The 20,292-nt window shown below is 60.3% G+C and carries 20 protein-coding genes; 13 read left to right on the top strand and 7 right to left on the bottom strand.

Annotation, left to right across the window (positions count from 1 at the left end):
• Positions 1 to 22: 22 nt before the first annotated feature.
• The 8 genes from pheA to B5M06_RS12880 all read left to right on the top strand — a co-directional run bounded on the left by pheA (position 23) and on the right by B5M06_RS12880 (position 8,498).
• On the top strand, positions 23 to 1,126 hold the full coding sequence (pheA, locus tag B5M06_RS12915) for a prephenate dehydratase (protein ID WP_054066305.1): 1,104 nt from the start codon (positions 23 to 25) through the stop codon (positions 1,124 to 1,126).
• Positions 1,127 to 1,135: 9 nt separating this feature from the next.
• On the top strand, positions 1,136 to 2,032 hold the full coding sequence (locus B5M06_RS12910) for a prephenate dehydrogenase (protein ID WP_054066304.1): 897 nt from the start codon (positions 1,136 to 1,138) through the stop codon (positions 2,030 to 2,032).
• Between the two features lie 11 nt (positions 2,033 to 2,043).
• A complete protein-coding gene (locus tag B5M06_RS12905) occupies positions 2,044 to 4,083 on the top strand; it encodes a bifunctional 3-phosphoshikimate 1-carboxyvinyltransferase/cytidylate kinase (RefSeq protein WP_054066303.1) in 2,040 nt (679 codons plus the stop codon).
• Positions 4,084 to 4,239: 156 nt separating this feature from the next.
• Positions 4,240 to 5,922 carry a 30S ribosomal protein S1 gene (gene rpsA, locus B5M06_RS12900; protein WP_054066302.1) on the top strand — a complete coding sequence of 561 codons (1,683 nt, stop codon included), beginning with the start codon at positions 4,240 to 4,242 and terminating at the stop codon, positions 5,920 to 5,922.
• A gap of 103 nt (positions 5,923 to 6,025) precedes the next feature.
• Positions 6,026 to 6,334 (top strand): integration host factor subunit beta, encoded by a 309-nt coding sequence (locus tag B5M06_RS12895; RefSeq protein ID WP_077345057.1) that lies wholly within the window; start codon positions 6,026 to 6,028, stop codon positions 6,332 to 6,334.
• 78 nt (positions 6,335 to 6,412) lie between these two features.
• Positions 6,413 to 6,718: a LapA family protein gene (locus tag B5M06_RS12890; protein ID WP_054066300.1), complete on the top strand. Its 306-nt coding sequence runs from the start codon at positions 6,413 to 6,415 to the stop codon at positions 6,716 to 6,718.
• Positions 6,708 to 7,865 (top strand): lipopolysaccharide assembly protein LapB, encoded by a 1,158-nt coding sequence (gene lapB / locus B5M06_RS12885; protein WP_054066299.1) that lies wholly within the window; start codon positions 6,708 to 6,710, stop codon positions 7,863 to 7,865. Before B5M06_RS12890 ends, lapB begins: the two co-directional genes overlap by 11 nt.
• 123 nt (positions 7,866 to 7,988) lie before the next feature.
• Positions 7,989 to 8,498, top strand: coding sequence for a flavodoxin family protein (locus B5M06_RS12880; protein WP_054066298.1), 510 nt, complete (start codon positions 7,989 to 7,991; stop codon positions 8,496 to 8,498).
• Here B5M06_RS12880 and B5M06_RS12875 read toward each other — a convergent pair.
• A complete protein-coding gene (locus B5M06_RS12875; protein ID WP_054066297.1) occupies positions 8,495 to 9,709 on the bottom strand; it encodes an MFS transporter in 1,215 nt (404 codons plus the stop codon). The two genes, B5M06_RS12880 and B5M06_RS12875, sit on opposite strands and share 4 nt — an antisense overlap.
• A gap of 172 nt (positions 9,710 to 9,881) precedes the next feature.
• On the opposite strand from B5M06_RS12875, the gene B5M06_RS12870 reads away from it, so the two are divergent.
• Positions 9,882 to 10,796: a DMT family transporter gene (locus tag B5M06_RS12870; protein ID WP_054066296.1), complete on the top strand. Its 915-nt coding sequence runs from the start codon at positions 9,882 to 9,884 to the stop codon at positions 10,794 to 10,796.
• Between the two features lie 131 nt (positions 10,797 to 10,927).
• Positions 10,928 to 11,305, top strand: a complete 378-nt coding sequence (locus B5M06_RS12865) for a GntR family transcriptional regulator (RefSeq protein ID WP_162777406.1) — start codon at positions 10,928 to 10,930, stop codon at positions 11,303 to 11,305.
• Positions 11,306 to 11,636: 331 nt separating this feature from the next.
• Here B5M06_RS12865 and B5M06_RS12860 read toward each other — a convergent pair whose 3' ends face one another.
• On the bottom strand, positions 11,637 to 12,194 hold the full coding sequence (locus B5M06_RS12860) for a hypothetical protein (protein ID WP_162777405.1): 558 nt from the start codon (positions 12,192 to 12,194) through the stop codon (positions 11,637 to 11,639).
• A gap of 130 nt (positions 12,195 to 12,324) precedes the next feature.
• Between B5M06_RS12860 and B5M06_RS12855 the strand changes: the two genes are divergently transcribed.
• The gene (locus B5M06_RS12855; RefSeq protein ID WP_080025238.1) at positions 12,325 to 13,083 is read left to right on the top strand and encodes a methyl-accepting chemotaxis protein; all 759 of its coding nucleotides are present in this window, start codon (positions 12,325 to 12,327) and stop codon (positions 13,081 to 13,083) included.
• Positions 13,084 to 13,198: 115 nt separating this feature from the next.
• On the opposite strand, the gene B5M06_RS12850 is transcribed toward B5M06_RS12855, so the two are convergent.
• Both B5M06_RS12850 and B5M06_RS12845 read right to left on the bottom strand, forming a co-directional pair.
• Positions 13,199 to 14,053, bottom strand: a complete 855-nt coding sequence (locus tag B5M06_RS12850; protein WP_054066292.1) for a GNAT family N-acetyltransferase — start codon at positions 14,051 to 14,053, stop codon at positions 13,199 to 13,201.
• Between the two features lie 28 nt (positions 14,054 to 14,081).
• Positions 14,082 to 15,011: an alpha/beta hydrolase gene (locus tag B5M06_RS12845; RefSeq protein WP_054066317.1), complete on the bottom strand. Its 930-nt coding sequence runs from the start codon at positions 15,009 to 15,011 to the stop codon at positions 14,082 to 14,084.
• Positions 15,012 to 15,284: 273 nt separating this feature from the next.
• On the opposite strand from B5M06_RS12845, the gene selD reads away from it, so the two are divergent.
• Together selD and B5M06_RS12835 are read left to right on the top strand one after the other, a co-directional pair.
• Positions 15,285 to 16,361 carry a selenide, water dikinase SelD gene (gene selD / locus B5M06_RS12840; protein WP_054066291.1) on the top strand — a complete coding sequence of 359 codons (1,077 nt, stop codon included), beginning with the start codon at positions 15,285 to 15,287 and terminating at the stop codon, positions 16,359 to 16,361.
• 150 nt (positions 16,362 to 16,511) lie between these two features.
• Complete coding sequence (locus B5M06_RS12835) at positions 16,512 to 16,925, top strand: peptidase associated/transthyretin-like domain-containing protein (protein ID WP_054066290.1); 414 nt, start codon at positions 16,512 to 16,514, stop codon at positions 16,923 to 16,925.
• 119 nt (positions 16,926 to 17,044) lie between these two features.
• Here B5M06_RS12835 and B5M06_RS12830 read toward each other — a convergent pair whose 3' ends face one another.
• The 3 genes from B5M06_RS12830 to B5M06_RS12820 form a co-directional block, all read right to left on the bottom strand.
• Positions 17,045 to 18,118, bottom strand: a complete 1,074-nt coding sequence (locus B5M06_RS12830; protein ID WP_054066289.1) for an alkene reductase — start codon at positions 18,116 to 18,118, stop codon at positions 17,045 to 17,047.
• A gap of 168 nt (positions 18,119 to 18,286) precedes the next feature.
• Positions 18,287 to 18,607: a hypothetical protein gene (locus B5M06_RS12825; protein ID WP_054066288.1), complete on the bottom strand. Its 321-nt coding sequence runs from the start codon at positions 18,605 to 18,607 to the stop codon at positions 18,287 to 18,289.
• A 281-nt stretch (positions 18,608 to 18,888) separates the two neighbouring features.
• Positions 18,889 to 20,115 (bottom strand): IS256 family transposase, encoded by a 1,227-nt coding sequence (locus B5M06_RS12820; protein ID WP_080025237.1) that lies wholly within the window; start codon positions 20,113 to 20,115, stop codon positions 18,889 to 18,891.
• Positions 20,116 to 20,292 lie beyond the last annotated feature (177 nt).

Raw genomic sequence — 20,292 nt, 5'->3', positions numbered from 1 at the left:
TGCTTCTCTTTTCGAGGAAGCCATGAGCACAGAACCCCAAGCCAGCCCTGAACTGCTGCAGCTGCGCAATCAGATTGACAGCCTGGACCGCCAAATGTTGGAGCTGGTCAACCAGCGCGCCAAAGTCGCGGAGCAAGTGGGTGAGCTGAAGAAAAAAGAAGGCTCGGCCTTCTTCCGCCCTGACCGCGTCGCGCAGGTGATCGAAAAGATCAAGGCCAGCAACCCCGGCCCACTCAAGGGCGCGCATGTGGCCGCCATCTGGCGCGAAATCATGTCGGCCTGCCTGGCGCTCGAATCTCCCCAGCGCGTGGCCGTGCTCGGCCCCGCAGGCACGTTCTGTGAAGAAGCCGCCGTGCAGTACTTTGGCGGCGCAGCCGACTTCCTCTACTGCAACACCTTTGAAGAAGTGTTCCACGCCACGGCCGCAGGCAGCGCGCAGTACGGCGTGGTCGGCGTGGAAAACTCCACCGAAGGCGTGGTCAACCGCACGCTGGACATGTTCCGCCACACACCCTGCCACATCGTGGGCGAGGTCAGCATGCTGATTCGCCACAACCTGCTGCGCACCAGCAACTCCATCGATGGCATCGAGGTCGTGGCCGCCCACCCACAGGCCCTGGCGCAGTGCCACGCCTGGCTGTCCAAGCACCTGCCGCATGCGGAGCGCCGCCCGGTCGAGAGCAACGCCGAAGGTGCGCGTCTGGCTGCACTGAACCCCACATGGGCGGGCATCAGCAGCGAACGCGCCGCTCAGCAGTTTGGCCTGCATATCGTCAGCCATGCGATTCAGGACGATGCCTACAACCGCACGCGGTTTGCCATCATCTGCCTGCCCCATACGCTGCCAACCCCTGCGCCCACGGGCAAGGACTCGACCAGCCTGGTACTCTCCGTCAACAACCGCCCAGGTGCGGTACACGACCTGCTGGTGCCACTGAAAAAGCACGGCGTGTCGATGACGCGCATCGAATCGCGCCCTGCCCGCACTGGCCAGTGGGAGTATTACTTCTACATCGACATCGAAGGCCACCCCGCGCAGGACAACGTTGCCAAGGCGCTTCAGGAGCTGCAGGATCTGTCAGCCTTCTACAAAGTGCTGGGCACCTACCCCACCCCTGCGGAATAAGGCTGCGCCATGTTTGAACAACTCGGACTCATTGGCTGCGGTCTCATGGGAGGCTCTTTTGCGCTGGCACTCAAAAAAGCCGGACTGGTCAAGCGCGTGGTCGGCTACAGCAAGTCCCCCACCACCACGGCACGCGCCCTGCAGATGGGCGTGATTGATGTGGAAGCCCCTTCCGCACTGCTGGCCGCAGCGGGCGCGGATCTGGTGCTGCTGGCCGTGCCCGTGGGTGCGACCGAAGCCACACTCAAATCCATCAAGCACCTGGTCACCCCAGAGATGCTGATCATGGACGTAGGCTCCACCAAGGGCGACGTGGTGCAGGCTGCACGCCATGCGCTGGGCAACCAGCTGGCCAGCTTTGTGCCTGCACACCCCAATACTGGCAAGGAAGTCGCGGGCGTGGCTCATGCGGATGCCGACCTGTACCAGGGCGCCAAAGTCATACTCACGCCCACCGAACGCACGCTGACCCAGCACCTGCACAAGGCGCAGGCGCTGTGGACCGCGCTGGGCTGCGAGGTACGCGTGATGGCGCCCGAGACACACGACGCGGCTTTTGCCGCCATCAGCCACCTGCCCCACATGCTGGCATTTGCCATGATGCAAAGCGTGATGCGCCAGGAGCAGGCCGACGCTTTCCTGAGCGTGGCGGGCCCCGGTTTTCGGGACTTCACCCGCATTGCCGCTGGCGACCCCAAAATGTGGCGCGACATTCTGCTGGCCAACAAGGCCGAGGTACTGGCCCAGGCGCAGCACTTCAAACAGGCTGTACAAGCCTTTGAAGACGTGCTGCAGGCTGGCAATGCCCAGGCCCTTGAAGACCTGATCACCCTGGCCAGCGCCGCACGCGCCCAGTGCCGCTTTAACCAGCCAGCTTCCGCTGCCGAACCTGCCCTCACCGCTTGAGTTGCTTGCGCATGTACACCACCGCTTTTCTTGACCTTCCTCATCTGGCCACTGCCAGCGGTAGCGTGCAGCTGCCAGGCTCCAAGAGCATTTCCAACCGCGTGCTGCTGCTGGCAGCGCTGAGTCAGGGCTCGACCACCATCCACGACCTGCTGGATTCGGACGACACCCGCGTCATGCTGCAGGCCCTGCAGCAGATCGGCTGCGTGGTCGAGCCTGCCGCCGTTGTACCCGGTCAGCCGCTGCGCATCACAGGCCTGGGCGGCAAGCTCCCCAGCACTGATCTGCACCAGCTCTTCCTCGGCAACGCTGGCACAGCCATGCGCCCCTTGACGGCGGCGCTATCGCTGCTGGGCGGCAATTTTGAGATGAGCGGTGTGCCGCGCATGCACGAGCGTCCCATTGGCGACCTGGTCGATGCCCTGCGCCAGCTGGGCTGCCAGATTGATTACCTGGGCAACGAAGGCTATCCCCCGCTGCGCATTGCACCCGCAGACTTGTCACAACTGGACCGCAGCCAGCCCATTCGTGTGCGTGGCGATGTCTCCAGCCAGTTTCTGACCGCGCTGCTCATGGCCCTGCCGCTGATTGCCCAGCAGCAAGCCGTGCACATCGAAGTCGTGGGCGAGCTGATCTCCAAGCCCTACATCCACATCACGCTGGAGCTGCTGGCGCGCTTTGGCATTGTGGTGGCCAACGACAACTGGCAGCGCTTTACCATCCCCGCAGGCAGCCGCTACCAGTCGCCCGGCGAGGTATACGTAGAGGCAGATGCCTCATCCGCTAGCTACTTCATAGCGCTTGGCGCAATATCCACGGGCGCTAGAGGCCAAAATGGCATTAAAGTGCTGGGCGTAGGCAAAGACTCTATCCAGGGCGATATCCGCTTTGTGGAGGCCGCCCAGGCCATGGGCGCCGTGGTGGAAAGCGGCCCCAACTGGCTGCATATTTCACGCGGCAGCTGGCCCCTGAAGGCCATTGATCTGGACTGCAACCATATTCCAGACGCTGCCATGACCCTGGCCACCATGGCGCTGTATGCCACAGGCAGCACCACGCTGCGCAATATTGCTAGCTGGCGCGTCAAGGAAACCGACCGCATCGCTGCCATGGCCTGCGAACTGCGCAAGCTGGGTGCCACGGTGGAAGAAGGCCCAGACTTCATCCGCATTACGCCGCCCGCCCAGCCGTCTGACTGGAAAGCTGCCAGCATTCACACCTATGACGACCACCGCGTGGCCATGTGCTTTTCACTGGCCGCGTTCAACCCGGCGGGTCTGCCCGTGCGCATTGAAGACCCCAAGTGCGTGGGCAAGACCTTCCCCGATTATTTCGAAGCATTTTTCAGCGTGACCCAAGCTTCCCAACCCGCTCCCGTGATCTGTATTGATGGCCCCACCGCCTCGGGCAAAGGCACGGTCGCTTCTCTGGTGGCCGAGCGACTCGGCTTTCACCTGCTCGACTCTGGAGCGCTCTACCGCATCACCGGCCTGGCGGCTTCGCGCGCAGGTATGGCCCTGACCGAAGACAACGCCCAGGCCATTGCCAACCTTATTCTCAGCAAGGCCATTTGCTTCACACCCGACCAGCGTGTGCTGCTGGACGGCGAAGACGTGTCGCTGGCCATCCGCACCGAAGCAGCAGGCATGAATGCCTCCAAGGTCTCGGCTTTGCCCGCCGTGCGTGAGGCGCTGCTGCAGGTGCAGCGCGACTTTCGCAAGCTGCCCGGCCTGGTGGCCGACGGCCGCGACATGGGCACCACCATCTTCCCTGACGCCCCTTTGAAGGTCTATTTGACGGCCAGCGTGCAGTGCCGCGCTGAGCGCCGTTACAAGCAATTGATTTCCAAAGGACTTTCTGCTAATATGTCAGACCTTTATGCCGACCTTGAGGCGCGCGACGCACGCGACATGAATCGCGCCGCATCGCCCTTGAAGCCTGCTGAAGACGCTTTGCACTGGGACAACTCCGAAAGCACGATTGAACAAGCCGTGCAGCAGGTACTGGACTGGTGGCAAGCACGCCAGCCTTTTGCGCCAGCACAGGGCTGACACCCCAGGCCCGTCAGCCACATCCGCGCTACACGCGCACTGGCCAGAACGGTTCTCAACCTTTAACCCGCAGGAATTTCCTGCACCCTCCGATTGCAGTCATAAAAACGTGTGGCAATGGTGCCGCCGGAAACCTGCATTCGGTCAAGGAACTACATGTCTGAATCTTTTGCCGCCCTTTTTGAAGAATCGTTGCAACGCACTGAAATGCGTCCCGGCGAAGTTATCACTGCTGAAGTCGTGCGCGTTGAGCACAACTTCGTGGTGGTGAACGCTGGCTTGAAGTCTGAAGCCTATGTGCCAATCGACGAGTTCAAGAACGACCAGGGCGAAATCGAAGTTCAAGTTGGTGACTTCGTGTCCGTGGCCATCGGCTCGATCGAAAACGGCTACGGCGACACCATCCTGTCCCGTGACACCGCTAAGCGTCTGGCTTCCTGGCTGTCGCTGGAGCAAGCTCTGGAATCCGGCGAATTCGTGACCGGCACCACTTCTGGCAAGGTCAAGGGCGGCCTGACTGTTCTGGTCAACGGCATCCGTGCATTCCTGCCCGGTTCGCTGATCGACACACGTCCCGTTAAGGACCTGACTCCTTACGAAAACAAGACCATGGAATTCAAGGTCATCAAGCTGGACCGCAAGCGCAACAACGTTGTGCTGAGCCGTCGCGCTGTGGTGGAAGCCTCCATGGGCGAAGAGCGCGCCAAGCTGATGGAAACCCTGAAGGAAGGCGCTATCGTTCAGGGCGTGGTGAAGAACATCACCGAATACGGTGCGTTCGTTGACCTGGGCGGCATCGACGGTCTGCTGCACATCACCGACATGGCATGGCGTCGCGTACGTCACCCATCCGAAGTGGTGACAGCTGGCCAGGAAATCACTGCCAAGATCCTGAAGTTCGACACCGACAAGAACCGCGTGTCTCTGGGTCTGAAGCAAATGGGCGACGACCCATGGATGGGCGTTTCCCGCCGTTATCCTTCGGGCACACGTCTGTTCGGCAAGGTGACCAACATTGCCGACTACGGCGCATTCGTGGAACTGGAACCCGGCATCGAAGGCCTGGTGCACGTTTCCGAAATGGACTGGACCAACAAGAACGTTGCTCCTTCCAAGCTGGTTGCCCTGGGCGACGAAGTCGAAGTGATGGTTCTGGAAATCGACGAAGACAAGCGTCGTATCTCCCTGGGCATGAAGCAGTGCAAGGCTAACCCCTGGCAAGAATTCGCTCAGAACACCAAGCGCGGCGACAAGGTGAAGGGCCCCATCAAGTCCATCACTGACTTCGGCGTGTTCGTGGGTCTGCCTTCCGGCATCGATGGCCTGGTGCACCTGTCTGACCTGTCCTGGAACGAAACTGGCGAAGCCGCCGTTCGTAACTACAAGAAGGGCCAGGAAGTGGAAGCCATCGTTCTGGGCGTTGACGTCGAGCGCGAGCGCATCTCCCTGGGCATCAAGCAGCTGGACAGCGATCCTTTCACCACATTCGTGACAGTGAACGACAAGGGCTCCATCGTGACCGGTAAGGTCAAGACTGTGGACGCCAAGGGCGCTGAAATCGACCTGGGTGACGACATCGTTGGCTACCTGCGCGTTTCCGAAATCTCCGTTGAGCGCGTGGAAGACGCACGCAACGTGCTGAAGGAAGGCGACGAAGTGACTGCTGTGGTGACCAACGTGGACCGCAAGTCCCGCAACATCCAGCTGTCCATCAAGCAGAAGGACCACGTGGAACAGCAAGAAGCCATGGCTTCCCTGTCTGCGCAAGCTTCCAAGGAAAATGCCGGTACAACTAGCCTGGGTGCTCTGCTGCGCGCCAAGCTGGACGCCGACAAGTAATCAGCTTGTTGCCAACTGCTCTCTGAGCAGTTGCTAAGCTATACGGCGGACGCTTTAGGGCGTCCGCTATTTTTTTCCAGGTTTTGCTTGGGATGATTGAGCCATGACACGATCTGATTTAGTTGAAGAGCTGGCAGCACGCTTCGACCAGCTCACCCAGCGTGACGCAGAACATGCTGTAAAAACCATTCAAGACGCGATCTGTGCCGCCCTTGTTCAAGGCCAGCGCATCGAAATCCGCGGTTTTGGCAGTTTCTCTGTCTCCCGCCGCCCCGCTCGCATTGGTCGCAACCCTCGCAGCGGCGAATCCGTACACATTCCCGAAAAGCGCGTACCACATTTCAAGCCTGGCAAGGCTTTGCGTGAAGCCGTCGATTTTCAACCTACCCCCTCTGCTGCGACCGGCAGCTAAAAAGACCGTGCAGGTCTTACAAGCTTGCCCACTGCCCCTCCTATGCCCCTAAAATTCAGGCACTAAGGAAGGGCTCGCATGAAATACCTGCTGTGGCTGCTCAAGGCAGCCATTTTTTTCACCCTGTTTGCCTTTGCGCTGAACAATCAGCAAACCGTCACCGTGCACTTTTTCTTTGGCACGTACTGGCTGGCCCCGCTCGTGCTCGTCGTGCTGGCCGCTTTCGTGGCCGGGCTGATTGCAGGCATGCTGGTGATGGTGCCCCGCTGGTGGAAGCAGCGCAGCACAGCGGCCAAGCTCAGCAAGACAGAAGCTGCCGCTGACAACCAGGCGGCAGACTCCGCATCTCCAGACCCTATTCCTCCCACCATCCATGGACTTTGATCTCAGCTGGATTCTCCTGGGCCTGCCCCTTGCCTTTGGGCTGGGCTGGCTGGCCTCCCGCATGGACTTGCGCCAGGTGCGCCAGGACAACCGTCAGGCACCCAAGGCTTACTTCAAGGGCTTGAACTTTCTGCTCAACGAACAGCAGGACAAAGCCATTGATGCCTTTATCGAAGCCATCCAGAACGACCCGGAAACTGCAGACCTGCACTTTGCACTGGGCAATCTGTTCCGCCGCCGTGGCGAATATCACCGCGCCGTGCGCGTGCACGAGCATCTGCTCTCGCGCGCCGACCTGTCCAAGGAAGACCGCGAACGTGCCCAGCATGGCCTCGCACAGGACTTTCTGAAAGCCGGTCTGCTGGACCGCGCCGAAGAAGCCCTGCGCCGCCTGGAAGGCTCGGCCTATGAAGCTGAAGCCCGCCTGGCACTGCTGGCGATTTACGAGCGCTCTCGCGACTGGGCACAGGCTGCAGACATCGTGCGCCGCATGCAGCAAGCCCATCAGGGCGACTTCAGCGGGCGCCTGGCGCATTACCTGTGCGAACAGGCTGCCGAACAAGCCAGCCACGCACAGCTGGACGCCGCACACCAGCTGCTGCAAGAAGCCGTGCGCACAGCGCCACAAAGCCCACGCCCACGCATTGAACTGGCACGCATTCAGCACCGCCTGAACCAGTCGCAACAGGCGTGGAAGACATTGCAGGACCTGGCCAATACCGCCCCGCAAGGCCTGCCACTGGCAGCGCCCCTGCTGCTGGAAGTGGCTACTGCGACCGAGCAACAGGCCGCAGCCGCCCAGCTGCTGCGCAGCCGCTACGAGCAAATGCCTTCGCTGGATTTGCTCGATGCCCTGGTGGCCCTGGGCACCTCGCCTGTCGAAGGCCAGGGCGAGAGCCGCGACTGGTATGTGCAGCACCTGGCCAAGGAGCCATCGCTTGTTGCCACCACCAAGTGGCTGGCAGGTGAGCAGCTCGCGCATGAAGAGCATCACCCTGCCGTGCAGAAGGCGCTGGAGCACGCCAGCAAGCCGCTGAGCCGCTACCGCTGTGCCGCCTGCGGCTTTGAAGCCCGCCAGCACTTCTGGCATTGCCCCGGCTGCCAGAGCTGGGACAGCTACCCAGCACGCCGCGTGGAAGAGCTGTAAGCACCACGCTTTCAAAACAGAAGCTGCCAGCGCTCGCCAATCAATGATTTCAGATATAAAAGTATTTGAAATCAAGCATTGGAAAGCGCTGGCAGCTTTTCTTTTAGGAGCAATCCCGTGTCTATGACCACTTCCGCTATCCACCAGACCCTGCTGATCGTCTACCACTCCAGCACAGGCGGTGCAGCGCAAATGGCACAGGCCGTACTGGCTGGTGCACAGCTGGAGCCACAGATACAGACACGGCTGCTGCACGCCAGCCAGGCACAGCCACAGGACGTGCTCGACGCCGATGGTTATGTCTTTGTTACGCCCGAATATCTGGCCGCCATCAGCGGGCTGATGAAGGATTTTTTTGACCGCTGCTATTACCCGGCACTGGAGCGCATTCAGGGCCGCCCCTATGCCAGCCTGATCTGTGCAGGCAGTGACGGCAGCAATGCCGCCCGCCAGATCGCGCGCATTGCCACAGGCTGGCGGCTCAAGGCAGTGTCAGAACCCCTGATCGTCTGCACCCATGCACAAAGCCCGGAGGCCATTGCAGCCCCCAAGCACATTCCGCAGCAGGATCTGGACCGCTGTAGCGAACTGGGTCAAGCGCTGGCCAGCGGCCTGCAGCAGGGCATCTTTTAGCGCTGCGGACCGGTGATGACTTCCCGCACGCGCACCGGCTGCGGGCGGAACCAGAACGTCAGCACCAGTGCTGCGCAGCAGGCAAACAGCACCGGCACCATGGCCAGACGCAGCCCCCAGATTTCGCCAATAAAACCCAGCGCTGGCGGCCCCACCAGAATGGCCACATAGCCCAGCACGGCGACTGCACCCACACGCTGCGCGCTGTTGCCCTCGCCTTCTGCCGCAGCAGACAGCGCCAGCGGAAAACCCAGGGCCGAGCCCAGCCCCCACAGCACCACGGCCACGCCGCCCCAGAGGGCATTCTGTGCGCAGATCACCATCAGCAGCCCCACGCCGCCGAGCACAGCACTGGCACGCATCAGCTGCAGGCGGGTCAAGCGCTGCAGCAGCCACTGCCCACTCAGGCGCGCCACAGTCACGCCGATCGTGAACAGCAAATAGATCAAGGTGCCCTGCGCGCTGCTGAACTGGTAGCCATCCACCATGAGCAGCGGCAGCCAGTCATGGGCCGCACCTTCAGCCAGAGCCAGCCCCAGCGCAAACAGCCCAATCAACAGCACACGCGAGTCTTTGAACGCCATGAGCACAAAGCCCGGTTTTTCGTCTTGCGTGCCGGATGCCGTCTGAGCCTGGGCGCTCAGGTTATCCACGTGGCGCAACAGGGGCACAGTCAGCACCGCAGCCATCACCGCCAGCCCCAGCAGATGCCACAGCACGGGCACATGCAACCAGGCCATGCCTGTGCCCAGCAAGGCACCCAGCACGCAGCCCAGGCTAAAACTGCCATGCAGCGTCGTCATCAGCGTGCGTTGTTGCTGCCGCTCCAGCGCCCCGGCTTCCACATTCACCGCAATGTCGGCCCAGCCCATGCCCACGCCAAACAGCATGAAGCCCGCCACGACCACGGGGATGCTGGCCATCCCTGCCCCCACAGCCAGCAATGCCACGCCCAGCAGATTCACGCTCATGCCAGCACCCGCCGCACGGCGGGCATGCAGACGCTCCACCAGCAAGTTGGCCGAAAGAATGCCCAGCATGGAACCCGTGGAAAAGCCGAACAGAATCAGGCCCATCTGCTCCGTGCTGGCCTGCAGTCCATCGCGCAATGCAGGCGTGCGCGACACCCAGCTGGACGTCACCATGCCCAGCAATACGAACAGCGCATACAAGGCCCTGCGCTGCACGCGCTCCTGTTTGTTTTCCAACATCTCACACCTTTAATCAGGCACGCATGCTAGCGGCGAACCGTCTGGCCTGCCGCATCAGCCAGCCTCTCTGAGCAAAGCCTGGGCCTATCCATGCATCAGCACGGCACGCTTTGGGGTTTTCATGCGCACACATGAGCTGCAGTGCCATACGCCTGAGGCATAGTCATGCCCCATGCATACCAATTCACAAATTCATGCCCACCTGCGGCTCGTTGGCATGGCCGTTCTGTGGGGCGCATCCTGGCCTGCTGGCCGCATCATTGCCCAATCCATGCCGCCGCTGGCAGGTGCCTGCCTGCGCTTTGCGCTGGCCGCCATGGCGTTGATTCCCTGGCTGTACTGGGCAGGCGGCATGCAGCAGCTCAAAAGCTGGAGTGTGCAGCGCTGGCTGGGCATGACTGCCGCTGGCGCCACCGGTGTGTTTGGCTACGCGGCGTTTTTCCTGTCTGGCCTGCAGCATCTGCCTGCGGGCAAAGCCGCACTGGTGATTACGCTCAACCCGGTCATGACGCTGCTCATTGCCGCATGGCTGTTCAAGGAAAGGCTGAACACCATCATCGGCCTGGGCATGCTGCTGGCCTTTATCGGTGCTGTGGCGGTGCTCTCGCACGGCCAGCCACTGGCGCTGCTGCAAGGCGGCATGGGGGTAGGCGAACTCCTGATTCTGGGCTGCGTGGTCTGCTGGGTGCTCTACACCCTGATTGGCCGCTGGATGCTCACGGGCGTAGATGCGCTCTCTACCACCACCGTCACCAGTTCTATTGGTGCCTTGCTGCTGCTTATCGCCAGCCTGTGCATCGAAGGCCCTGCTGCGTTCGATGCTGCCATCCACAGTGGCCGCACGGCCTGGATGGCGCTGCTGTTTCTGGCCTTTGGTGCCACAGCACTGGCTTATGCCTGGTACTTTGATGGCGTCAAGGCACTGGGCGCCGGCGCTGCTTCCGGCTATATCACCCTGGTGCCGCTGTTTGGTGTGCTGATCTCTGCCTGGCTGCTGGGTGAAGCCATAGACCTACCCATGGTGGTGGGCGGTGCCATGGCCATTGGCGGCACAGCCATCATGAACTGGGGGCGCATGCGCGCCTGATTGTTCAGTCGCGCCCGCAGAAACTACACGCCGGGCCATACCATTGGAGCCAGCCCCCATCGCTGCGCAGAGGCTGGCGGACAATGGCCGCTTTTCATTGCCGCAGTGCCGTTGCACTGCATGACCGTCTCATGTCCGTCAGTTTTACCCCGCAGCCTCAGACATTGAGCGCTGCCATTGCCGATCGTCTGCGCCAGGAAGTGTTACAGGGGCAATGGTCACCGGGTGAAACCATCAACGATGGCATGCTGGCCGCGCGCTATGGCGTTCAGCGGGCCCCCGTACGTGAGGCCATGCAGCAACTGTCCCAGGAAGGTCTGCTGTGCGCCTGCACGCCGCATGGCATGACGCTGGCTAGCCCCAGCCCGGCGCAGATTGCGGAGGCCCAGGAACTGCAGGCACTGCTGCAGCACTATCTGAACCAGCACCAGGCTGTAGACGATGGGCTGGCGCAGCGCATGCTGACGATGGCCAGCCAGCGCATGCAGCTGGCTGCACTGCATGCCTAGCCCGGTTGCCGCGCACCCTGTCTGTACTGTCAACCTGCATTTTTTCGGCCAAGTTTAGGTTCTCATAATACAAATAAAGAAAATCTGCAGGATTAACAAAGGTTCACAATGCGACCATGAAATATCGTCGCCTTTATTGGGGTTGCACATTCACCCTTTCAGCATCTTGATAGAATCAAGCAATTATTCGGCAAGTCTTTAATAATATCTTCTATTATTCCAGTCTGTGTTTTTCGTTGGATTTCAAGGCTCTGCGCTCTCTCATCGCACAATTCACCATTTAGCTCCGATTGCATATTGGATTTTTCGCATGAGCGCGTCTGCTTTTTCTTCATCTATTACGAGCGCGCACAGCCACGCCGGCAACACACTGAGCGTACAGAGTGCCATGGACCACGTCAGCCTGCAGGCTGACCGCCTGATGCTCGCCCTCGTCGCCATCGCCTCCATTCTGGCTTTCCCGATTGGCTGGCACTACTCCAACATGGATATCGCCACCTGGGCAGCACCTTTGCTGATCGCTGTGGCGGCTGGTCTGTATGCCTGCTGTGCTGGCACGGCAGTCACACGCTATGCCCTGCCCTTGATTCTGTGCGCCGCCGTGGCACTGCAGATCCAGGTATCGCTGGGCACCCTGGAATTTCACTTCGGAGTGTTCGTGACCCTGGCCCTGGTCATGGTCTACCGCGAGTGGCGCGTGGTGGTGGCATGTGCAGCTTTTTTTGCCATACACCATATTCTGTTTGACCGCTTGCAGGCCTGGGGCTATGACATTTACTGCACCAGCGCAGCTGATTTTCAGAAAATTCTGCTGCATGCCATTTTCGTGGTACTGCAAACAGCGGTAGAGATATTTATGCTCCTGAGAATATCCAGTTCTTTCAAACAAGGCATTGAATTAAAGGCCTTGGTGAATACCATTCATGATGGCGACCGATTTAATCCGCATATTTCCAGCGAAAATGTGCAGACCCCGCTGACCCTTGATCTGAAGCAATTGATTATGAAGCTGGACAGCATTGTGCGCACCGTCACCGACAGCGTCGGCCCAGCTGCATGCCACCACCCAGTCCATCCAGAGCGGCAGCAGCGATTTGTCGGTACGCACGGAAACTGCCTGCAGCGCGCTGGAAGAAACCGCCAACGCTGCCGCCCGTGTGCTCAGCATCGTGGAGCAGGCCCGCAGCCTGGCGCAAGATGCCGATCGCGTGACGCACGACGCTGCGCATGCGGCCCAGCAAAGCCATACACTTGTGGAACAGCTCACACAGAGCATGAGTGCCATCAACCAGCAGTCCGAGCAGATTGCAGACATTGCCACCGTCGTGGACGGTCTGGCCTTCCAGACCAATCTGCTCGCACTGAACGCGGCGGTGGAAGCTGCCCGTGCCGGTGAACATGGCCGTGGCTTTGCCGTGGTGGCAGAAGAAGTGCGTCACCTGGCGCTGCGCTCCGCAGACTCTGCCAAGCAGATTCGTGAGCTGATTCAGACATCCGTGCAGACCGTCGGTGTCGGCAGTGCGCAGAGCAAAGACGCGCTGAACGCCATCGGCACCCTTTCTCGCATGGCACATGACATTACCAGCCGCATGCAGGATATTGCCAGCGCCACCCACTCGCAGACGGAGGCCATGTCTGACATTACCCAGGCCATCCACCAGCTGGAAAGCACCATGTCGCAGAACGCTGCGCTGGCAGAGCAGTCCAGCGCCTTTGCCGCCAGCCTGCAAAGGCAGACGGTCCACCTGGCAGACAGTGTGCAAGCTTTTAAAAATTAATAGCTGTCAGCGCAGATAAACAAAAGGGTTGAGATAGATATCTATCTCAACCCTTTGTTTTTTGGGCGCAAAGCGCTTTCAGTTTCAGAGCAATATGTGTGCCGCTACCTGCAGCTCATAGCACTTTGCGCATGGTGATATGGTCAATGCCCGCCTCGTCGTAGACCTCGCCTTCCGCCACAAAGCCTGCGCGGGCGTAAAAGCGCTGGGCATGCAGCTGGGCGTGGAGTACGACTTCCTTGTCGCCACGGTCACGGGCGGCCTGGATCAGGGTGTCCAGCACCTGGCGACCCAGCGCGCCACCACGCATTTCGCGCGCTACGGCCATGCGGCCGATGCGGCCTACGCCGGGCGCATCGCTGACCAGACGGCCTGTGGCCACGGGATGCCCCAGACGGTTCACGGCCACCACATGGCGGCAGATGGGATCAAACTCGTCAATCTCGATCTCGCGCGGCACGCCCTGCTCTTTGACGAAGACTTCCATGCGCAGGCGCTCGGCCAGACGCCCCAGATCGTTCCAGTTACCTGAGCGCAGCTCGACCATGTCCTCCCCCGCCTCATAGGCGGTGAGCATGTCGCGCAACTGCTGCGGCACGGGCTGGGGCTCGCGCTCTTCATTGGCGAACACATAGACCAGCTCTACGGTGTTGAGCAGCTGCTGGCCGCGGAAGATACCTGCCTCAAACTGCAGCGAGGTATTGCCCTGCTTCACGCAGCGAATGCCAACGTCCAGCACATCCCCCATCTGGGCAGAGGCGTGGTAGGTCACCGACGCCTTTTTCACGAACAGCTCGCCGCCCAGGCTGGCCCAGCTTTGCGTATAGGGCATGGCCATCTGCTTCCAGTATTCGGTGATGGCCACATCGGCATACATCAGATAGTGGGCGTTGAACACAATCTTCTGGGCATCGACTTCTGCCCAGCGCACGCTCAGGCGGTGGTGGCAGCGGAAATCCTGTGGTTGCATGGGTGCTTTGCTTCTTTCTTTGAATGTGTCAGAGGTTTACAGTGGTTCCAAGCGCTGCACGCAGCGCGGCGGCCATGTCTGCATGGGCCTGGCGGGCTTCGGCAATGGCACGGCCCATTTTGACGAATTCGTGCGTCACGCCCTTGTAGATTTCCAGCTCCACCGGCACACCGGCCATGCGCAGCATGTCCGCGTACTGCACGCCTTCATCCACCAGCGGATCGAGTTCAGCCAGGCAGAAAAAGGCCGGGGCCACACCTTCCACATCGGGAGCGAGCAGCGGGGCAAAGCGCCAGTCCTCGCGGTCCGCCGCATCACGCACATAGTGGTTGAAGAACCAGTGAATGCCTTCGCGCTCCAGCACCAGGCCGGTAGCGTAGCGTAGGTGCGAGTCCGTGTCCTGGTGCGCGCAGGTGCCGGGGTAGATCAGCAGCTGCAGCTGCAAGGGCAGCCCGGCATCGCGTGCCAGCAGCGCACAGGCAGCTGCCAGCGTGCCACCGGCGCTGTCGCCGCCCACGGCCATGCAGCTGCTGTCCAGCCCCAGCGTCTGGCCTTGCTGGTGCAGCCACTGCAGCGCATCCCAGGCGTCGTTGATGGCGGTGGGGAACTTGTGCTCCGGCGCAAGCCGGTAGTCCAGCGACACCACGGCGCAACCTGCCTGAAACGCCAGCTCACGGCACAGGGTGTCGTGCGTGGCCACGCTGCCAATGGTGAAGCCACCGCCATGCAGATACAGCAGCACAGGCAGTGGCTGCGCGGTACTTGGTGCATACAGGCGCGCATGCAGCTGCGTGCCATCGCGTGCAGGAATCGCAATGTCTTCCACGCGGGGCAATGCTTTGCTGGCAATTTCCAGCACCCCTGCGCCTGCCTCGTAGGCCGCACGCGCCTGCTCGGGCGTGAGCGTATGCAGATGGGGACGGTTGGCACGCGCCATGCGGCGCAGCACATCGCGCATGGCAGGGGTCAATGGGTGGTTCAGTTCGTGTGGTTCAGTCACGGCGCACAGGCAGCAATCACAAAGCCGCACATCATGCAGCAATCAGATACCGATTGCAGTCACAACAGCACAGACTGTGGGGCTTGCGATGCACGTCCTCGCACACGCCGCAAGCCCGCACACCACGGTCACGTGCAGAACTGGCGCACAATGTGCGCTGAATGCCACACAGGGCATATCTTCTTTTTCTGTGAGCCACTTAACTGTGCTGCGTGCAGCCATTGAACCAACATGACACAAGCTCCCAACTCCACGCCTGCTGCCAATTTGACGCCCCGCCTGACTTCCCTGTCCCACGGCGGTGGTTGCGGCTGCAAGATTGCCCCCGGCGTTCTGGCCAAGCTGATTGGCCAGAGCACCCTGCCCAAGCAGTTCTTTGCCGACCTGCTGGTAGGCACGGAAACGGCAGACGATGCTGCCGTGTACCGCATCAACGATGAGCAGGCCATTGTCGCCACGACCGACTTTTTCATGCCCATCGTGGACAACCCACGTGACTTTGGCCGCATTGCTGCCACCAACGCCCTGTCGGACATCTACGCCATGGGCGGCACACCGCTGATGGCGCTGGCCATTGTGGGCATGCCTATCAATGTGCTGCCCCACGAAACCATTGCAGAAATTCTGGATGGCGGCGCATCCATCTGCCAGGAAGCTGGCATTCCGCTGGCCGGCGGCCACTCCATCGACTCCGTAGAGCCTATCTACGGTCTGGTGGGCATTGGCATCGTCAACCCCAAGCAGCTCAAGCGCAATGCCGACGCCAAGGCAGGCGACGTGCTGGTGCTGGGCAAGCCACTGGGCGTGGGTATCTACTCCGCAGCACTGAAGAAGAACCTGCTGGACGAAGCGGGCTACGCTGCCATGGTGGGTGCAACCACCAAGCTCAACCGCCCCGGTGCAGACCTGTCCAAACTCGACGGCGTGCATGCCTTGACGGACGTGACCGGCTTTGGCCTGCTGGGCCACAGTCTGGAACTGGCACGCGGCGCCAAGCTGACAGCCCACATTGACCTGAATGCCCTGCCCATCCTGCCCGGCGTGATGGAGCTGGCCGAGCAAGGCATCTTCACCGGTGCTTCTGGCCGTAACTGGACGTCCTACGGCGAAGCCATCCGCCTGCCCGAAAACATCACCGATGCCCAGCGCGCCTTGCTGACCGACCCACAAACCTCCGGCGGCCTGCTGGTGTCCTGCACGCCAGACACTGTGGACGAAGTGCTGCGTACCTTCCAGCAACACGGCTTTGCCGATGCCTGCGTGATTGGCCGTATGGAAGCTGGCGAACCCGAAGTGCGCGTGGCCTGAGCGCCCTTCACGCCTCTTCACAAAAACGCCCGTGCACCAACGCCTGGCGTTTTTTCTTACATGGCTTGCGCATGCGCACTGGCATATGGAGACAAGCGCTGCGCACACAGTACAAGACTCCTCATCCCAAGCTGTTGAAAGAAGTTCTCCATGCTGCAATTGAATGCCAAGCTGCTCGCCCTGCTGGCCTGTGCTTCGCTGGCTCCACATGCCTTCGCACAAGGCAATACCGGTGCCATTCCCGCTTTCGTCACCCAAGGTGCGCTGTCATACAGCTGTGGCGGTATTGGAGAGACCCAGTCCAGCGCCATGACGCAGGCTCAAAGTCAGTTTCCTCTGTCCTTGCTGTTTGTGGCCAAGGGGGGCGCGTATCTGGCCAATGTGAATGTGAGCGTCACCAATGCGCAGAACGCCACCGAGCAGTTCAATGCCGGTGGCCCCATCTGCCTGCTGAAGCTGCCTGCAGGCAATTACACCGTGAGCGCCACAGCACCAGATGGCAGCACCCAGACCAAGACCGTGACGGTAGACAGCACCAGCAAGACGCTGGAGTTTGTGTATTGATGCCTGCACCTGCCTGCGCTGCGTAGCAGGTGCGCATGAAAAAGGGTTGTGCCAAGCACAACCCTTAAAAATGGCGCTAAGGCTTATGCTGCAAGCGCAGGCAGCTATCAAAAGCGCAATTACTTCGCCTGCAGCTGCTCCAGCGTGGGGTAGTCGTTATAGCCCGTAGCATCCGGGCTATAGATGGTCGAAGCATTGAGTTCGTTCCACGCCGCACCCTTGGCAATGCGCTCTGGCAGATCAGGGTTGGCGATAAAGGCACGGCCAAAGGCCACGGCATCCGCCGCACCGCTGGCAACCACGGCCTGGGCCTGCTCTGCCGTAAAGCCATCGTTGGCAATGAATGCGCCCTTGAACACCTGGCGCATGTGCTGGCCAATGGGCAGCACGCCATCCTTGAGTTCTTCGCGCGAGAAGATAAAGCCCAGCTTGCGTGCCTGCAGCTGCTCCGCCACATAGGTAAACAGCGCCACAGGGTTGCTGTCGCTCATGCTGTGCGTATTGCTCATGGGGTTCAGGTGCACGCCAATGCGCTCGGCGGGCCACTCCTTGAGCAAGGCATCCACCGTCTCCAGCAGGAAGCGCGCACGATTTTCAATGCTGCCGCCGTACTGGTCGGTACGCTGGTTGCTGCCTTCGTGCAGGAACTGGTCAAACAGATAGCCGTTGGCAGCATGCACTTCAATAAAGTCAAAACCTGCCTCTTTCGCATTGCGGGCGGCTTGCACAAAGTCCTGCACGATGCCTGCAATCTCCGCCGTTTCCAGCGCGCGAGGCACGGCATAGGGGCGCTTGGGACGCAACACACTCACATCGCCTTCAGCGGCAATCGCACTGGGGGCCACTGGCAGCTGGCCATCAAGCAATTCAGGGTCAGAAATACGGCCCACATGCCACAGCTGCACGGCAATATGGCCACCTGCGGCATGGACTGCATCGGTTACGCGTTTCCAGCCAGCCACCTGCTGGGCCGACCAGATACCGGGGGTGTTCGGATAGCCCACGCCCATGGGGCATACGGAAGTGGCCTCCGTCAAAATCAGGCCCGCCGTGGCACGCTGGCGGTAATGCTCTACCTGCAAGTCACCCACGCTGCGCTGCTCAAAGGCGCGCATGCGGGTCAAGGGAGCCATGAAGATTCGGTTGGGCAGCTGCACGCTACCGATTTGCAAGGGGGTATGTAACTGCGACATCAATGACTTTCTTCAGGCCAGCAACACCTCATCAGGTGTCTGGCAATTGCACAACAGGCTTGCTAGATGCAGCCTGCTACAGGAAATACAAGAGCAAGCACTATCAAAAAAATCGCCATGCATCGCAGGGGGCCATCAAGTGCCACCACACGCGCAGCGCCAGCTTGCTCAGATCTTCCACCAGCCCACCATGCCCAGTGCAGACAGCGCCCACATCAGCATCAGCGCGTGGCGCTGCCACTGCACACGCTGGCGCAGCCATGTGAAATAGACCACGGCCGTCACCCCTGCAATTGCCAGTGCCATCAGTGGCAGGCTGGTCATCAAGGCGCTGGCGCGTGCGCCTTCTTCCAGCGGCACATGCATGGTAGCCAACAAGGCCAGTGGCAGGCAGCCCGTCACAGTCAGCGTGAAAGCCGCCAGCGCATAAGACCAGCCAAAGCTCAGGCCCAGAAACGAGTGGAATACGGGAGGAGTTGGCATGGACATAGGTACCACAGAGAAAACAGAAAAAGGGGCTCGGATTGTAGAGCCGGGGCCACACCAGTGATGGCAACAGGCTCTTGGCCCAAAGGCCAGGGAGCCCGTCCCCACCAAAGCACAGCCTGAATCGTTGTCTGCCGACTGCGCCCAAGCATTCTGACTACGGTGCTGCACTGAACAGGCTTGCAGTGCTTATGCAGTCAGCACTGCAAGCTATAAAAACCAATGAAGCCAGCAACTCCAGGTTTCAGGAGGGTGTCCGAATTTTTGTGTAAACGGTTCGGACGTCAGTTCGCGGAGAGTCCGTCTCCAAACTCGATCGTAAACCGATTCAGAGCTGCCTTCCAATCTCGGATGGGCATCGTCCACTTGCGGCTGATGTTGTGCAGTGCCAAGTAAAACAGCTTGAGCAGTGCCTCATCGCTGGGGAATGAGCCGCGGCTTTTGGTGATCTTTCTCAAGCTCATGTTCACCGATTCAATGGCATTGGTGGTGTAGATCAGCTTGCGTATCTCAGCCGGATAGTCAAAGAACGGCGTCAGGCGAGCCCAGTTCTTGCGCCAAGACTGGATGATGCTGGGGTAAGTATCTGCCCATTTAGCCTCGAACTCCTGCAAGCATTGTTGGGCCTCTTGCACGGTTGCCGACTGGTAAATGCGGCGCAGATCGGCTGCTACTTGAGCTCGCTGCTTCCAGGGCGCGTAGTTCAGGCTGTGGCGCACCATGTGGACAATGCACAGTTGCACCACGGTCTGTGGAAACACCGCTTCAATGGCCTCAGGAAAGCCTTTGAGCCCATCGACGCAGGCGATGAAGATGTCTTGCGCGCCCCGGTTGCGTAGTTCCGTGACGACCTGCAGCCAGAACTTGGCACCTTCCGTCTGCGACAGCCACAGCCCCAGCACTTCTTTTTCTCCCTGCAAGTTGACGCCAATGGCCAGGTACACGGCCTTGACCCGGACCGCTCCTTCTCGCACTTTGACGTGAATGCAGTCCAGATAGACGATGGGGTAAATCGCATGCAGCGGCCTGGCTTGCCAGGCTTTGACTTCCTCGCTGACAGCATCAGTTACCAAAGAGATCAGGCTGGGCGAGACCTCGGTGCCGTACATCTCTTCAAGATGTGCCTGAATCTCCCGCACTGTCATGCCCCGGGCATACAGCGAGATGATTTTGTCATCAACGCCCGTCCAGCGGGTCTGGTGCTTGGCAACCAACTGGGGCTCGAAGCTGCCATGGCAATCACGGGGAACGTTAATGAGCAACTCACCAAAATCGCCCTTGAGCGTCTTCTGGCTGGAGCCATTGCGGCTGTTGCGAGCGCCGTTGGTGATGGTCTCATGGCGTTCATGACCGAGGTGCTCAGTCAATTCCGCCTGCAAGGCTTTCTCGACCACGGCTTTGGTCAGTTGCTTGAGCAGACCGTTCTCGCCAATGAGGTCTTCGGGCTTTTTGTAATCGGCCAGCAGAGCGCTGAGCAACGCTTCAGGAATGTCGTGTTGTACAGATGTCATTGCGTTTACGGGTTTGCAGATCCAAGTCTGCGGGTTATGGGCCATTTACACAAAATTCTGTACACCCTCTTACATGGGCTGCTGCCATGCTCGAAACAGGCAAATGAGGTGGCTACTCAGGTCTGTAGGGTTTCCCCAGACAGGCTGGCCGTCTGGAATCTACTTTGCAGCGACAGC

The sequence above is a fragment of the Comamonas kerstersii genome, from assembly GCF_002056725.1.
Taxonomy (GTDB): Bacteria; Pseudomonadota; Gammaproteobacteria; order Burkholderiales; family Burkholderiaceae_C; genus Comamonas; species Comamonas kerstersii.
Note: the sequence above shows the minus strand (reverse complement) of the source record. Positions and strands in the feature narration are given on the sequence as shown.

Bases quoted from the DNA above. Each gene is read 5' to 3' on its own strand.
- pheA (WP_054066305.1), top strand. From the start codon at position 23: ATGAGCACAGAACCCCAAGCCAGCCCTGAACTGCTGCAGCTGCGCAAT.
- B5M06_RS12910 (WP_054066304.1), top strand. From the start codon at position 1,136: ATGTTTGAACAACTCGGACTCATTGGCTGCGGTCTCATGGGAGGCTCT.
- B5M06_RS12905 (WP_054066303.1), top strand. From the start codon at position 2,044: ATGTACACCACCGCTTTTCTTGACCTTCCTCATCTGGCCACTGCCAGC.
- rpsA (WP_054066302.1), top strand. From the start codon at position 4,240: ATGTCTGAATCTTTTGCCGCCCTTTTTGAAGAATCGTTGCAACGCACT.
- B5M06_RS12895 (WP_077345057.1), top strand. From the start codon at position 6,026: ATGACACGATCTGATTTAGTTGAAGAGCTGGCAGCACGCTTCGACCAG.
- B5M06_RS12890 (WP_054066300.1), top strand. From the start codon at position 6,413: ATGAAATACCTGCTGTGGCTGCTCAAGGCAGCCATTTTTTTCACCCTG.
- lapB (WP_054066299.1), top strand. From the start codon at position 6,708: ATGGACTTTGATCTCAGCTGGATTCTCCTGGGCCTGCCCCTTGCCTTT.
- B5M06_RS12880 (WP_054066298.1), top strand. From the start codon at position 7,989: ATGACCACTTCCGCTATCCACCAGACCCTGCTGATCGTCTACCACTCC.
- B5M06_RS12875 (WP_054066297.1), bottom strand. From the start codon at position 9,709: ATGTTGGAAAACAAACAGGAGCGCGTGCAGCGCAGGGCCTTGTATGCG.
- B5M06_RS12870 (WP_054066296.1), top strand. From the start codon at position 9,882: ATGCATACCAATTCACAAATTCATGCCCACCTGCGGCTCGTTGGCATG.
- B5M06_RS12865 (WP_162777406.1), top strand. From the start codon at position 10,928: ATGTCCGTCAGTTTTACCCCGCAGCCTCAGACATTGAGCGCTGCCATT.
- B5M06_RS12850 (WP_054066292.1), bottom strand. From the start codon at position 14,053: ATGCAACCACAGGATTTCCGCTGCCACCACCGCCTGAGCGTGCGCTGG.
- B5M06_RS12845 (WP_054066317.1), bottom strand. From the start codon at position 15,011: ATGCGCGATGTGCTGCGCCGCATGGCGCGTGCCAACCGTCCCCATCTG.
- selD (WP_054066291.1), top strand. From the start codon at position 15,285: ATGACACAAGCTCCCAACTCCACGCCTGCTGCCAATTTGACGCCCCGC.
- B5M06_RS12835 (WP_054066290.1), top strand. From the start codon at position 16,512: ATGCTGCAATTGAATGCCAAGCTGCTCGCCCTGCTGGCCTGTGCTTCG.
- B5M06_RS12830 (WP_054066289.1), bottom strand. From the start codon at position 18,118: ATGTCGCAGTTACATACCCCCTTGCAAATCGGTAGCGTGCAGCTGCCC.
- B5M06_RS12825 (WP_054066288.1), bottom strand. From the start codon at position 18,607: ATGTCCATGCCAACTCCTCCCGTATTCCACTCGTTTCTGGGCCTGAGC.
- B5M06_RS12820 (WP_080025237.1), bottom strand. From the start codon at position 20,115: ATGACATCTGTACAACACGACATTCCTGAAGCGTTGCTCAGCGCTCTG.